The sequence below is a fragment of the Shewanella fidelis ATCC BAA-318 genome (genome assembly GCF_000518605.1).
GTDB classification, from domain to species: domain Bacteria; phylum Pseudomonadota; class Gammaproteobacteria; order Enterobacterales; family Shewanellaceae; genus Shewanella; species Shewanella fidelis.
On the sequence record NZ_JADX01000027.1, the window covers coordinates 1 to 13,324 of the forward strand.

At 43.3% G+C, this 13,324-nt stretch carries 9 protein-coding genes and 3 tRNA genes; 7 read left to right on the plus strand and 5 right to left on the minus strand.

Going from position 1 to position 13,324, the window contains the following annotated elements; translation table 11 throughout:
- Positions 1–17 precede the first annotated feature (17 nt).
- The 3 genes from L884_RS0113065 to L884_RS0113075 all read right to left on the minus strand — a co-directional run bounded on the left by L884_RS0113065 (position 18) and on the right by L884_RS0113075 (position 306).
- Positions 18–94: transfer RNA gene (locus tag L884_RS0113065), tRNA-Pro, on the minus strand.
- Between the two features lie 22 nt (positions 95–116).
- Positions 117–192 (minus strand) — tRNA-His (locus tag L884_RS0113070).
- A 37-nt stretch (positions 193–229) separates the two neighbouring features.
- Positions 230–306: transfer RNA gene (locus L884_RS0113075), tRNA-Arg, on the minus strand.
- A 227-nt stretch (positions 307–533) separates the two neighbouring features.
- Between L884_RS0113075 and L884_RS0113080 the strand changes: the two genes are divergently transcribed.
- Positions 534–3,170, plus strand: a complete 2,637-nt coding sequence (locus L884_RS0113080; protein ID WP_028767927.1) for a sensor domain-containing diguanylate cyclase — start codon at positions 534–536, stop codon at positions 3,168–3,170.
- Between the two features lie 38 nt (positions 3,171–3,208).
- Here the strand turns inward: L884_RS0113080 and rep are convergent, their stop codons facing one another.
- Complete coding sequence (gene rep, locus L884_RS0113085; RefSeq protein ID WP_028767928.1) at positions 3,209–5,224, minus strand: DNA helicase Rep; 2,016 nt, start codon at positions 5,222–5,224, stop codon at positions 3,209–3,211.
- 196 nt (positions 5,225–5,420) lie between these two features.
- Here rep and L884_RS0113090 point away from each other — a divergent pair, with 196 nt between their 5' ends.
- The 4 genes from L884_RS0113090 (at position 5,421) to ubiK (ending at position 10,695) form a co-directional block, all read left to right on the plus strand.
- Complete coding sequence (locus L884_RS0113090) at positions 5,421–6,032, plus strand: TetR/AcrR family transcriptional regulator (RefSeq protein WP_028767929.1); 612 nt, start codon at positions 5,421–5,423, stop codon at positions 6,030–6,032.
- 15 nt (positions 6,033–6,047) lie between these two features.
- Positions 6,048–7,166: an efflux RND transporter periplasmic adaptor subunit gene (locus L884_RS0113095; RefSeq protein ID WP_028767930.1), complete on the plus strand. Its 1,119-nt coding sequence runs from the start codon at positions 6,048–6,050 to the stop codon at positions 7,164–7,166.
- 14 nt (positions 7,167–7,180) lie between these two features.
- Positions 7,181–10,279, plus strand: coding sequence for a multidrug efflux RND transporter permease subunit (locus tag L884_RS0113100; protein WP_028767931.1), 3,099 nt, complete (start codon positions 7,181–7,183; stop codon positions 10,277–10,279).
- A 161-nt stretch (positions 10,280–10,440) separates the two neighbouring features.
- A complete protein-coding gene (gene ubiK / locus L884_RS0113105; RefSeq protein WP_028767932.1) occupies positions 10,441–10,695 on the plus strand; it encodes a ubiquinone biosynthesis accessory factor UbiK in 255 nt (84 codons plus the stop codon).
- Between the two features lie 94 nt (positions 10,696–10,789).
- Here ubiK and L884_RS0113110 read toward each other — a convergent pair whose 3' ends face one another.
- On the minus strand, positions 10,790–11,653 hold the full coding sequence (locus L884_RS0113110) for a DUF417 family protein (RefSeq protein ID WP_028767933.1): 864 nt from the start codon (positions 11,651–11,653) through the stop codon (positions 10,790–10,792).
- A gap of 177 nt (positions 11,654–11,830) precedes the next feature.
- On the opposite strand from L884_RS0113110, the gene L884_RS22075 reads away from it, so the two are divergent.
- Both L884_RS22075 and L884_RS0113120 read left to right on the plus strand, forming a co-directional pair.
- The gene (locus L884_RS22075) at positions 11,831–12,643 is read left to right on the plus strand and encodes a phosphatase PAP2 family protein (protein ID WP_051435631.1); all 813 of its coding nucleotides are present in this window, start codon (positions 11,831–11,833) and stop codon (positions 12,641–12,643) included.
- A gap of 103 nt (positions 12,644–12,746) precedes the next feature.
- A complete protein-coding gene (locus tag L884_RS0113120) occupies positions 12,747–13,223 on the plus strand; it encodes an Lrp/AsnC family transcriptional regulator (protein WP_028767934.1) in 477 nt (158 codons plus the stop codon).
- Positions 13,224–13,324: the final 101 nt, after the last annotated feature.

Genomic DNA, 13,324 nt, shown 5'->3' on the forward strand with positions numbered 1-13,324 from the left:
CTCGCTATTTATAAATGTGGTCGGTGATAGAGGATTCGAACCTCTGACCCTCTGGTCCCAAACCAGATGCGCTACCGGGCTGCGCTAATCACCGAGTCTTTAAAGCTTTAGGAAAATGGGGTGACTGATGGGGCTCGAACCCACGACAACCGGAATCACAATCCGGGACTCTACCAACTGAGCTACAATCACCACTGATACTTCCTACTAACAACGCTCGTTTCCATTCTGGTGCACCCAGAAGGATTCGAACCCTCGGCCTCACCCTCCGGAGGGGTGCGCTCTATCCAGCTGAGCTATGGGTGCCTTGCCTTGTTAGCGGGGCATATAGTAGGTGCAAATTGCCCTGCCGTCTACACTTGTTTTGCTTTTTTTACTAATTTAGTGTGCGTTCGCTCAAGATTTGAGTCATTTGTACACTTTTTTATCGGCCAGTGTCAAAATAATGACTTGGATGTGCTCTGTTTTCATGCTATCAATATGGATTAGCCCAAATCCTAATCAAATTAAAACAATAGCGATTGGCGGAAACCATGTTTAGGGAAGAAACATCTCAGTCAAAGACGACACTGAGGCTACATAAAAGGATTGCTCGATTAAAAGCGCTAGCGCTTCAATACAAACGAGCTGAAATAACACAAAATGCCCTGTTAGAAATTTCTAACTTTGCCGCCAGTGTTACTACTCCAAAAGAGTTCTATTCATCACTACATAAATCAGTCAATGCACTAATTCCTGCGGACAACTTTTTTGTTGCTACCCAAAACGCTGCAACTGGCAAACTCGAAGTTCCTTTTTTTCTTGATGAAAAGGATGCTCACCCTGATGACTGCTACCCAGATGAAGATTTATCTGAAACCCTCTATAGCGGCTTAACTGGATATGTACTAAAAACAGAGCAAACTCTAATCTGTGATAATGATGTTTATCAGCAATTGGTAAAATCTAACGCGATAACCCTTCGAGGTAGCTCCTGCTGTCAATGGATTGGTACTCCCATAAAAAGTGCTGAGCAAACGATTGGCGTATTAGTCTTTCAAAGCTACAACCCTGAAGTTAGCTATTCTGAAATAGAAATTGAGCTAATGCAGTTCATTAGTCACCATATCTCCGGTGTTATTCAACGCTTAAATAACCAAGAGCAGCTTGAGCAAGCTATCGACACTCGAACTAAAGAGCTCAGTATTGCTTATAACAAACTCAAACAAGAAGTTTATGAGCGCCGCCGTGCTGAGCGCCTGCAAAAGTCTTTGTTTGAAATCGCAGATCTCGCCAACTCCAATATCGACAATCAGCAGTTTTATAGTGAGATCCACAGAGTCATTAGCCACTTACTGCCGGTCAACAACTGCTTTATTTCATTACTAAATGAACAGCGAAACAGCCTGACTTTCCCCTATTTTGTGTCACAGTTTGATATCGAGCCACCAAAGTCTCGCCCGTTAAGCGATGGCCTTACCGAATATATTTTGTTTAACCATAAGCCAAGGTTACTTGAAAAGAGCGATATAAATGCGCTCATCGATTCAGGCGAGCTCTACAAGGCCGCACCAGAGCTCAATGACACTAAAGAGATCCACCAATGGATTGCTGTGCCACTCTTTATTCACGGTCAAGTTAGCGGTGCTTTAACTATCTACAGCTATAGTTTTAGTCAAACTTATCAAGAGAAAGATCTTGAGCTACTAACTTTTGTGTCTCAACACATAGCGACTGCAATTGAAAAGAAACTATCAGCAGAGTCACTCAAACTTAGTTACGAGCAGTTGGAAGACAAAGTCAATCAACGCACTCAGGCGCTAGCTGATGCCAATAATGATTTAGAGAAAGAGATCAGCCAACGTAAACGCATTGAACGTCAATTAGTGCATGATGCAAAGCACGATAATTTAACGGGTCTACCTAACCGCTCAATGTTTATGGAGCGACTAACTCAAGCAATTAAACATGTAAGGCGCCATACCTTAAATCGTTTTGCGGTGCTATTTATCGATATGGATCGCTTCAAGCTTCTTAACGACACTTTAGGGCATTTAGAGGGCGACAGGTTTTTAATCGAGACCGCTAAACGCCTAAAACTTTGCATTAGAAGTAACGATATGCTGGCCAGACTCGGCGGCGATGAATTTGTCATCTTGCTCGATTCCATTAGCGACTCTCAAGACGCAGAGGATGTAGCACAAAGAGTATTAGCAGAGCTTTCTAGGCCATATCAGTTAGCTAACCAGCAGTTTAATTCAAGCGGCAGCATTGGGATCTCGATGAGTGGCCAAAATCGCTCAGACACTAGTGAGTCAATTTTACGCGATGCTGATACAGCAATGTATCAAGCCAAGTCACAGGGCAAAGGCTGCTTTGTAATTTTTAATAATCAGGTCAATAAACAGCAAATTACCGATATAAAACTTGAAAATGAACTTAAGGCTGCAATCAGCAACCAGCAACTACAGATCAGCTATTTGCCCATCATGCGGTTAAACACAGCAGAAGTTGTAGCACTTGAACCTAGGCTATTTTGGCATCACCCTACACTAGGAAAAATAAAACAAAACCAATTAAATAATATCGCTGAACACTGCAATATGATTATTGAATTGGATAACTATCTATTCCAAATGGTTAATAATAGCTTTAGCCAATTGCAGAGCGTTTATGGCAATAAAGTGCAGTTACACGCGTCAATCTCTAGCCAACATTTAAACCACAAATACGCATTACGCGCCTTAAAAAATAGGGTAAAACAATTCACTTTTGACAAAAATAAAATCACTTTATTTTTCGATGAAAAGGCCTTTGTCCAAAATACCAATAATCATATTAGTGCTTTCGAAAGCCTAAGTTCATTGGATATCAATTTAGGTATCGAAGGTTATGGTAGTGCACACAGTGCAATTAGTAGCTTAACATTTTTACCCGTTGATGCGCTCAAACTCGATCCAAGCTACTGTAGTCATCTTGAAAATAGCCAACATTTAAAACTGGTCAAAGCCTACTTTAGTGCCGCACAAGCATTAGACATTGCTGTCTTTGCCGTAGGGATCAGTGATGAGCGACAGCTAGGTGTTTTACAAAATATAGGCTTTGAAATTGGTCAGGGAGTCGTGCTCGGCAAGGTGCTTGAGTTACCGTTGACGCCAATTGATAGAAGCATCAAGCAAGCGTGTGCATAGTTGCACTATGCACACATATTAAGCCAAAAGTAACAGCTCTACTTATTCTTAAACATATCTCTTAAATTAGCGATATTAGAGCGTCCTGATTGTTGTATCTGCTCGGCAGTTTGCACTGGTTTGCGATTTTCCCAAATCAGATCATCCTGTGGTAGCTCCATTAAGAAACGACTTGGTTCACAGCGAATCGTTTCACCAAACTGACGACGCTCCCGACAGATCACAAACCACAGTTCTTTTTGCGCCCGGGTTATCCCCACATACGCTAAGCGGCGCTCTTCATCGACATTGTCTTCATCAATGCTACTTTGGTGCGGCAAAATTCGTTCTTCTGCGCCCACCATAAATACATAGGGAAACTCCAATCCTTTTGATGCATGTAAGGTCATCAGCTGAACTTGGTCACCGCCTTCATCTTCACTATTACGCTCCATCATGTCGCGCAGCGTTAAACGAGTCACCACTTCAGGTAAAGTCATGCCCTCATCTAAATCATCACCTTGCAACATCTCAGTTACCCAGCGATATAGCTCAGAAATATTCTTCATACGCATTTCTGCCGCTTTAGCGCTAGCACTTGTCTCGTACAAATAATCTTCGTAATTGATTTTTCTGATCAATTGCTTAACTGCATCAACCGGATCGCCACGCTCTGCTAAATCTCCAGTTTCAACCACAAAGCGGCCAAACTGATACAGGCTAGACATTGCAGCAGGAGGCAGCTCATGGTTTAAGTCTGCTTCAAAAATTGCAGCAAACATTGAGATTTGCTTTTTATTGGCAAAGTTACCTAAACGCTCAAGTGTTGCTGGACCAATACCACGCTTAGGTAAGTTGACAATGCGTAAAAATGCATTGTCATCATCAGGATTCACAATTAACCGCAGGTAAGCCATGATGTCTTTAATTTCTGCGCGGCCAAAGAAAGAAGTACCACCACTGAGTTTGTACGGAATTCGGTTAGTCATAAGCGCCCTTTCAAGTAGGCGTGACTGATGGTTACCACGATACAAAATAGCGTAATCACCGTAACCGGTGCGGCCAACAAACTTATGACGGATCATCTCTGCCACCACACGTTCGGCTTCCTGCTCTTCGTTGGCGGCAATCAATACTCGAATAGGTTCACCGTAGGCCAACTCACTGAATAATGACTTTTCATAAACGTGTGGGTTATTGGCGATTAATATGTTTGCCGCACGCAAAATACGCTGACTCGAGCGATAATTTTGCTCCAATTTAATCAGCTTCAACTTAGGGAAGTCTTTACCTAGTAATACTAAGTTTTGCGGCTTTGCCCCACGCCAAGAATAGATAGACTGATCATCATCGCCTACCACGGTAAAACGAGCCCGTTCGCCCACTAACAGTTTAACCATCTCATATTGGCTAGTGTTGGTATCTTGATACTCATCCACCAGCATATATTGAATGCGGGTTTGCCAACGAGTTCTAACCTCTTCATTTTGGCGAAGCAGCAGAGTGGGTAGCAAAATTAAATCATCGAAATCCAGCGCATTATAAGCCTTCATGTGTTGCGCATAGCGCTGGTACAACAAGGCAAATAGCTGTTGCTGTTCGTCTTTTGCAATCTTTCTTGCTTGAGCCGGGATCACCAAGTCGCCTTTCCAATTGGAAATTGTCGTAGCGAGTAGTCGCAGTAAATCTTTATCTTCATCAAGCTCGTCTTGGGTAAGCTCTTTCAGCAAAGCTAACGTATCTTGGTCATCAAATAACGAAAAGCCTGGTTTTAAGCCAACGACTTTGTGTTCACGCTTAATGATCTCAAGCCCTAAAGTATGGAAAGTCGAGATCCATAATCCACGCGCTTCCTTACGTCCCATCGATTGCGATACACGCTCTTTCATCTCACGCGCAGCTTTATTGGTAAAAGTCACAGCAGCAATATTTCGCGCTTTATAGCCACACTTTTCCACCAGATAAGCAATCTTATTAATGATCACTCTGGTTTTGCCACTGCCTGCGCCGGCAAGTACTAAGCAAGGGCCGCTGACGTAGTGAACGGCGTCATTTTGTCCAGGATTGAGCTTCATGGGTACGTTATAACCAAGATATTAAGGAAGGCAACAAAAGACGAATGATAGCAGAAACGCGATGACGATCGGAAAAGTTATCGACACTATCTCGCAGTCAAAATTTTTCTTCTATATTTATCATTTAGTAAGACTCAAAAACGACATATACATTCGTCAGACTACTTGCCATTAATTTATACAGGCACTACACTTAATGAATGAACGTTCATTCATTTTCGATCTTATTATGCACAACAAATACAATTTAATCTTGCGTGCTGCCGAAAAAATCATCTCGACCAGTGGTATTCAGGGATTATCAATGCAGCAAGTCGCCAGTGAAGCAGGTGTCGCTGCAGGTACTATCTATCGCTATTTTAAAGATAAAGATGAGCTGATCTTAGAGCTTAGAAAAGATGTGTTATCGCAAGTTGCTGCTGCGATTTTGCAAGATCATCACCTTGGCACACTGGAAGAACGCTTTAAACGTATTTGGATGAAAATGCACAACTACGGCAAGCAGCCTTCACCAACGAATCTAAGCTATGAGCAATACGCAAACTTACCGGGAACTCACACCGATGAGATCCGCGCACTCGAAATGAAGTTGTTTGAGCCACTGCACAGCCTTTTTGAAGAGGGCTTAGCGCAAGGAATTATTCAGCCACTACACCCACGAGCTCTATACGCTATTGCTATGGAACCTTCTATGGCGATGGCCAGAGCCATGAGACGTGGCCTGATTGAATACGATGAAAAAGATATCACGCTCGCCTGCGATTTATGCTGGCGAGCTATAGTTATTCCAACCACACCGACAAACTAAAGGAGTTATCAGGACATGAAAAAGTGGACCCTGGTGATGATTATCATTGCTGTACTGGCCTTCGGCTCAGTTATTGGTTTTAATCTTTTTATTAAAGGAAAAATTGCCGATGCAATTGCCAATATGCCAGAAGCTGTTGCCCCAGTTACGGCTATCGATGTAAAACAAAGTACATGGCAACCTACCATTAATGCCATTGGTTTTGTCGAGCCAAATCAAGGCGTCACCATCGCCAATGAGCTTTCAGGTGTGGTATCAGCAATTAAGTTTGAAAACGGTAGCCCTGTAACCGCAGGACAAATGCTAATTGAACTTGATTCGAAAGTTGAAAAAGCCAACTTAAAAAGCAAACAAGTGCAACTACCTGCAGCTGAGGCCGACTTTAAACGTTTAAGCAAACTCTACAAGCAAAATTCAGTATCAAAGCAAGATCTTGATAACAGCCAATCTAAGTATCTTGCATTAATGGCTGATATTGAAAGCCTAAGTGCCACCATTGATCGCCGTGAAATTAAAGCGCCATTTGCTGGCTTAGTCGGTATTCGTAACGTCAACTTAGGTGAGTATCTACAAGCAGGTACCGATATTGTACGTCTTGAAGATATCAGCACGATGAAGATCCGCTTTACTATTCCGCAAACTCAGCTATCGCGTATCGCTACCGGACAAACCGTTCATGTGTATGTTGACGCATACCCAACTGAACCATTTGAGGGCGTGATCTCTGCTATTGAGCCCGCAGTGTTTTATCAAAGCGGCCTAATTCAGGTACAAGCGCAGATCCCTAATAGCGACGCAAAATTACGTAGTGGTATGTTTGCTAAAGTGGACATTCAACTGCCTGAGTTAACAGAGCAAGTCGTACTGCCTCAAACTGCCATTAGCTTTACCCTTTACGGTGACTCTGTATACCTAATTGAAGAGAAGACTGAAAACGGCGAGCAAGTAAAACGCGTTAAGCAAGTGAATGTAACTGTACTTGAACGTGATGAGCTCAATGCCTTGGTCAGTGGCAGCATTAAAGCCGGTGATAGCGTAGTGACTTCAGGCCAAGTTCGCTTAAGCAATAACAGTAAAGTCAAAGTGACTGAGGACGATGCATTAACGCCTCCAGCCACATTGCCACAGCTGTAAGCGGAGGTTAGCCAATGCGCTTTACTGATATATTTATTCGCAGGCCGGTTCTTGCCGCCTCAATCAGCTTTTTGATTTTACTGCTGGGCTTTTATGCACTTAAAAGCATGCAAGTGCGTGAATACCCAGAAATGACCAACACTGTAGTAACGGTAACCACCAGCTACTACGGTGCCGACTCAAACTTAATTCAAGGCTTTATCACCCAGCCTTTAGAGCAAGCCTTAGCCCAAGCTGACAACGTTGACTTTATGACGTCAGACAGCTTTTTGGGTAGTTCTAAAATCTCTGTGTATATGAAGCTTAATACTGATCCCAACGGCGCTTTGGCTGATATTCTGGCCAAGGTGAACTCGGTGCGCTCGCAGCTACCAAAAGAAGCTGAAGACCCGACTGTTGAGATGTCGACCGGCGCACAAACATCAGCACTGTATATCTCGTTTTATAGTGATCAAATTAACTCTAGCCAGATCACTGACTACTTAGAGCGCGTGGTCAAGCCAGAACTCTTCACCATTGATGGTGTAGCTAAAGTTAACCTCTATGGCGGTATTAAATACGCCATGCGTATATGGTTAGACCCTGCTCGCATGGGCGCATTTAATCTCTCAGCAACTGATGTGATGAATGTGCTTCAGGCCAACAACTATCAGTCAGCTGTCGGCCAAACTAACAATACTTTTACTCTGTTAAACGGCACCGCTGATACTCAAGTGGCTACTGTGGCAGAACTTAAAAAGTTAGTTATTGGCAGTAAAAATGGTTTAGTGATCCGCTTAGGCGACATCGCTACGGTTAACTTAGAAAAGAGCCATGATGTATATCGTGCGCTAGCCGATGGCCAAGAAGCAGTTGTGGTTGGCCTAGATGTTACTCCAACAGCCAACCCACTTGTTGTAGCTGCGGATGCCAGAGCCATGATGCCGCAAATCGAGCGTAACTTGCCTATTTCAATGAAGGCTCGCGTGCTCTATGACTCATCACTGGCAATTGATGAATCAATTAACGAAGTTATCAAGACCATTGGTGAAGCCGCGCTGATTGTGATCGTGGTTATCACCCTGTTCTTAGGTTCCTTCCGCGCTGTGATTATTCCTATTGTCACCATTCCACTATCTCTTGTCGGTGTCGCCGTTATCATGCAGATGTTCGGGTTTACACTAAACCTGATGACCCTGCTGGCAATGGTGCTAGCGATTGGTCTGGTGGTAGATGACGCCATCGTGGTTGTTGAAAACGTCGATAGACATATCAAGTTAGGTGAAACGCCATTTAGAGCCGCGATTATCGGTACTCGTGAAATTGCGGTGCCGGTGATCTCAATGACCATCACACTTGCTGCTGTATACGCGCCAATTGCGCTAATGGGTGGCATCACCGGCTCATTGTTTAAAGAGTTCGCCTTAACGCTCGCTGGAGCGGTATTTATCTCAGGTATTGTGGCACTTACCCTGTCACCTATGATGTGCTCAAAAATTCTTAAAGCACATTCTGAGCCAAATCGTTTTGAGCGCGGTGTTGAAAACTTCTTAGAAGGTCTAACGAGTCGTTATAACCGTATGCTTACCGCAGTGCTTGATAAGCGCCCAGTGGTGATTGCTTTTGCCTTTATCGTATTTGCCTCTTTACCTATCTTATTTAGCTTTATTCCGTCAGAGCTGGCACCAAATGAAGATAAGAGCGTGGTCATGATGATGGGAACAGCACCATCAAGCGCTAACCTTGATTATGTGCAAGCGAATATGACCTTAGTGACCGATATGATCAGCGCTCAGCCAGAAGCGGCTGCATCTTTAGCTTTTGTTGGCGTACCTAACGCTAACCAAGCCTTTGGTATTGCGCCACTAGTACCTTGGAGCGAACGCGACAAGAGCCAAAAGCAGATGCAGGAGTTCTTTGGTAAAGAAGTGAAAAACGTACCAGGCATGGCGGTAACAACCTTCCAAATGCCTGAGCTACCGGGTGCCTCAAGTGGTTTACCTATCCAGTTTGTCATTACCAGCTCAAACTCATTCGAGAGCTTATTTCAAATTGGTTCTGGTGTGCTGGAAAAAGTACAGCAAAGCCCGTTGTTCGTGTACTCAGAAGTCAACTTAAAGTTCGACTCTGGTTCGATGAAGATCCATATTAAGCGTGACGTAGCAGGTGCATACGGCATTACAATGCAAGATATCGGTCTGACACTGACTACCATGATGAGCGATGGCTACGTAAACCGCATTAACTTAGACGGTCGCTCTTATGAAGTGATCCCACAAGTTGAACGAGCACTCCGTGCCAACCCTGAAGCGTTGGCGGGTTACTACCTCACTGCTGCCGATGGTCGTTCAATCCCATTATCTAGTCTTGTTGATGTAGAGATTATCTCTGAGCCGCGCTCGTTACCTCACTTCAACCAGATGAATGCCATTACCGTAGGTGGTGTTGCAGCACCCGGTGTAGCCATTGGTGATGCGATTGCTTTCCTAAAAAACATTGGCGATAACGAACTACCTAAAGGCTATAGCTACGACTTCTTAGGTGAAGCACGTCAATATGTTACTGAAGGTTCTGCCTTGTATGCGACCTTTGCGTTAGCCTTGGCTATCATCTTCTTGGTACTGGCAAGTCAATTTGAAAGCTTAAAAGATCCTTTGGTTATCTTGGTCTCTGTGCCACTAGCCATTAGCGGTGCTTTAGTTGCGTTAGGCTGGACCCACGTGTTTGGTTTGTCTTCCATGAATATCTACACCCAAGTTGGTTTGATCACCTTAGTTGGCCTTATCACCAAACACGGTATTTTGATGTGTGAAGTAGCTAAAGAAGAGCAGCTACATAATGCCCTAAGTAAAATGGATGCCATTAAGCATGCAGCAACGATTCGCTTACGCCCAATCTTAATGACTACAGCAGCAATGATTGCCGGTTTGATCCCGCTGTTATTTGCCTCTGGAGCGGGTGCTGTTGCGCGCTTCAATATCGGCTTAGTCATTGTTTCAGGCCTTGCGATTGGTACCGTATTCACCTTGTTCGTTCTACCAGTAATTTACACCTACTTGGCAGAAAAACATGAACCTCTTCCTGTATTTGATGAAACATTAAATACGCAAGAGAACAAAGCTTCCCACGCTTAACTTGTAAACCAAAGCAAAAGCCTGCAGTAATGCAGGCTTTTTATTATGCATTGGTTTATCGAGCCTTGATTCACACTCAATGGTGATTATTTTGGCAATAGTGATAGCCTAAGGTACAATCAAAACATATACAGCATTATGCACTTGAGCGGATACAAACAATGATTAACCCGAAAAAAATTGAAGAAGTCGCTAAGCAATTAAGCGAAAACCTTCCTAGTGGATTAAAGCAATTTGCAGGCGAATTTGAAGAACGCAGCAAGCAAGTACTGCAAAACCAGCTACAAAAATTAGATGTCGTATCTCGCGAAGAGTTTGAAGTGCAGCAACACGTTTTGATAAAAACCCGTGAGAAGCTAGAAGCATTACAAGCACAAGTTGATGCACTTGAAGCTAAATTAAACGCTGAAGACTAGTTCCAACAAGTTCTTAGGTTTAATCAAAAAGAGCAGCTAATACTGAGTATATTAGCTGCTCTTTTTTGTATTTATCTATTAAGGCACCAACCAATTACTCTTCGCTAAAGCCCTTACTCTCAAAAACTTTAGCAATCAAAATAAGGCTACATGCCAGTAGAGCTAAATCTTTAACAATAAACTGGCCACTACCCGTGAGCATAGCAAAGCCCTGACTCGTTTCATAAGCTGGCAGCGTTAGCACAAAAGTTTGTGTCGCTGCAAAGGTCAGCGCCGCAACCGCTAATCCTGCAAGATAAGCTTTCTTAGACCAAGGCAGTAATGCAATACCGGCAACCGCAATCAGCTCAATCACGCCGATAAAGTAAGAACCGTGCAGCACGCTAAACACATCATAAATCCAACTAAATAATGGACTGGTGCGCATCAAGCCCTCAATGCCATCAGCCTCATATTGGGTAAACTTCATGCCTCCTATCCACAGCATAACGAGCACAACTCCGGCTAACATTAGCTTAATAGCAAGCTCATTAATCGTTTTGTTACTGCTGTAAAACGAGCTGATAAACAAGGCTAAGCCAACGATACCTAGATACTTAATGAGTCCCTGTCCAGCACCAATTGCAGGAAAGCCACCTAAGCTGTCGAGCCAAACAGGATGTGTAAACAGCATCAATAGAGGCACTGTTGCTAGACCTGCATAGAGATACAGTAACACTTGTGAAACGCGCATTTGCGGCGCAATAAGCGCCAAAGTCACCAGCAACTGCACTATGCCTAACAACGGCGCCAACCATGGTAATGCTGGCAACCCCACTTCAGCTAACTGCTGATTAAAATAACTCGCATCAGCTGCGCTAAAACGCGGCATCGCCGTAAGTAACAAAAAGATCGCAAACAAGATGCGTGCTATCACTACGCTGTTTGCTACTGGTAAAGGTTTGATTATTGTTAGCATGTAAGACTCCTATTTTTTGCAGTAGACCTGCAAAATGACTAGAGCCTTTCAAGCAATTAAGTATTCAATAAAATAAGATTAATTTAGCTTTCATGCGCGAGGGCTAGAATGCAGCAGCTTTGACAGATAGGCTCTTAATAGTATTTTTTATTTCACCCTTACGCACTGAGGCTTTTTTTGAATAACCAATATCTTGATAGTCATAACCTAGTTACGCCTCAACATAGCAAAATCATTACCATCGTAGTTTGGGTGATATTAATGCTGTTTCCGGCCACAATTTTGCTAACCAATTACAGCCTATTTCCCAGCATAGCTCTCGACTCTTGGCCATCCACAGCACTTTATTGGCTAACAAGTACTGGCACTGCACCTTATGGCATCATCACAGGTCTGATTATTCTAGCTGCTAGCTATCGCAGTATGAGTATGAACAATTTCAGCAAACTGGTGCTAGCAGTCTCTATTAGTATGGCTAGTACATTAAGCCTAAACCACTTTCTCAAACCTTATTTTGCCGAGCCAAGACCTAATGCCGCATTGCTTGAGCAAGCATATTTACTGAATACTCAAGACTTTTATCAACATGATAAGGCGGAAAAAAGACAAATGATTGGCATTGCTATTGTTCAACTTGATATTGCCCGCCCAGATCTAAAACTTAGCGACGCGATTAAAAGCCACTGGCAACATGAAGTCGGTTATGCGTTTCCGTCGGGGCACACCCTATTTGCAGTAACTCTTGCGTTAGTAGTGGGCTTTTACCTGCTATCCACGGGCATTATTGTGTTACCAGCCCTGCTATTTAGTTGGGCATTAACTATGGGCTTTAGTCGCATGCTGCTTGGCATGCATTGGCCCCAAGATGTATTAGCATCGACAGCCATTGGCGGCACTATAGCGGCCTTAAGTATCTATATCACCGAATTTGTATGGACTAGGTGGTCTATGATGTTAACTAAGCAAGTCACCACCAGCAAAAAGAGATAGGCCTCAAACCTATGCCTAGCTAGCCTAGGCATTGGCTTACTTGCACTCAATTCTATTTGCGGTATTCTGCCTGCCATAAAACAAATAAAAAGCGAGGCCGATAATGGCTGAATTGCAATTAGACAAAATTGACCTGCACATTCTCAAGCTCATGCAGCAGCATGGAAAATTGTCAAACCAAGAATTAGCTGAAAAAGTGGGTCTATCTCCCTCTCCGTGCTCAAGAAGAGTTAAATCACTCGAAGAGTCTGGCTACATTAGCGGGTATGCCACGTTACTTAGCGCTGAACATTTTAATCTGGCACTTACGGCCTATATCCAGATCCGATTAGAGAAACACTCAAGTGAAATACTAGACGCTTTTGAAGCAAAAATAAGTAGTTATGATGAGGTTCAGGAATGTAGCCTACTTACTGGTAGTGATGCAGATTACCAAATCAAGGTACTAGTAAGTGATATGAAACACTTCAAAATGTTCTTGTTAGATAAGCTAACGACGAATGATCATATTGCTGGTGTGCGCTCCAGTTTTGTCTTAAAGCAAGTTAAAAACCAAACCAGTATACCACTGCCTATTTAATGCTAGCTTGTATCATCAGATTATTCTTAGCACTTCCACTCCCAGCGGCATAACCTGCCGCTAGCTCTACCATTCGAGCTCTTTACGACTATAATTTGTGC

Coding starts and splice junctions, on each gene's coding strand:
- L884_RS0113080 (WP_028767927.1), top strand. CDS start 534: ATGTTTAGGGAAGAAACATCTCAGTCAAAGACGACACTGAGGCTACAT.
- rep (WP_028767928.1), bottom strand. CDS start 5,224: ATGAAGCTCAATCCTGGACAAAATGACGCCGTTCACTACGTCAGCGGC.
- L884_RS0113090 (WP_028767929.1), top strand. CDS start 5,421: ATGAATGAACGTTCATTCATTTTCGATCTTATTATGCACAACAAATAC.
- L884_RS0113095 (WP_028767930.1), top strand. CDS start 6,048: ATGAAAAAGTGGACCCTGGTGATGATTATCATTGCTGTACTGGCCTTC.
- L884_RS0113100 (WP_028767931.1), top strand. CDS start 7,181: ATGCGCTTTACTGATATATTTATTCGCAGGCCGGTTCTTGCCGCCTCA.
- ubiK (WP_028767932.1), top strand. CDS start 10,441: ATGATTAACCCGAAAAAAATTGAAGAAGTCGCTAAGCAATTAAGCGAA.
- L884_RS0113110 (WP_028767933.1), bottom strand. CDS start 11,653: ATGCTAACAATAATCAAACCTTTACCAGTAGCAAACAGCGTAGTGATA.
- L884_RS0113120 (WP_028767934.1), top strand. CDS start 12,747: ATGGCTGAATTGCAATTAGACAAAATTGACCTGCACATTCTCAAGCTC.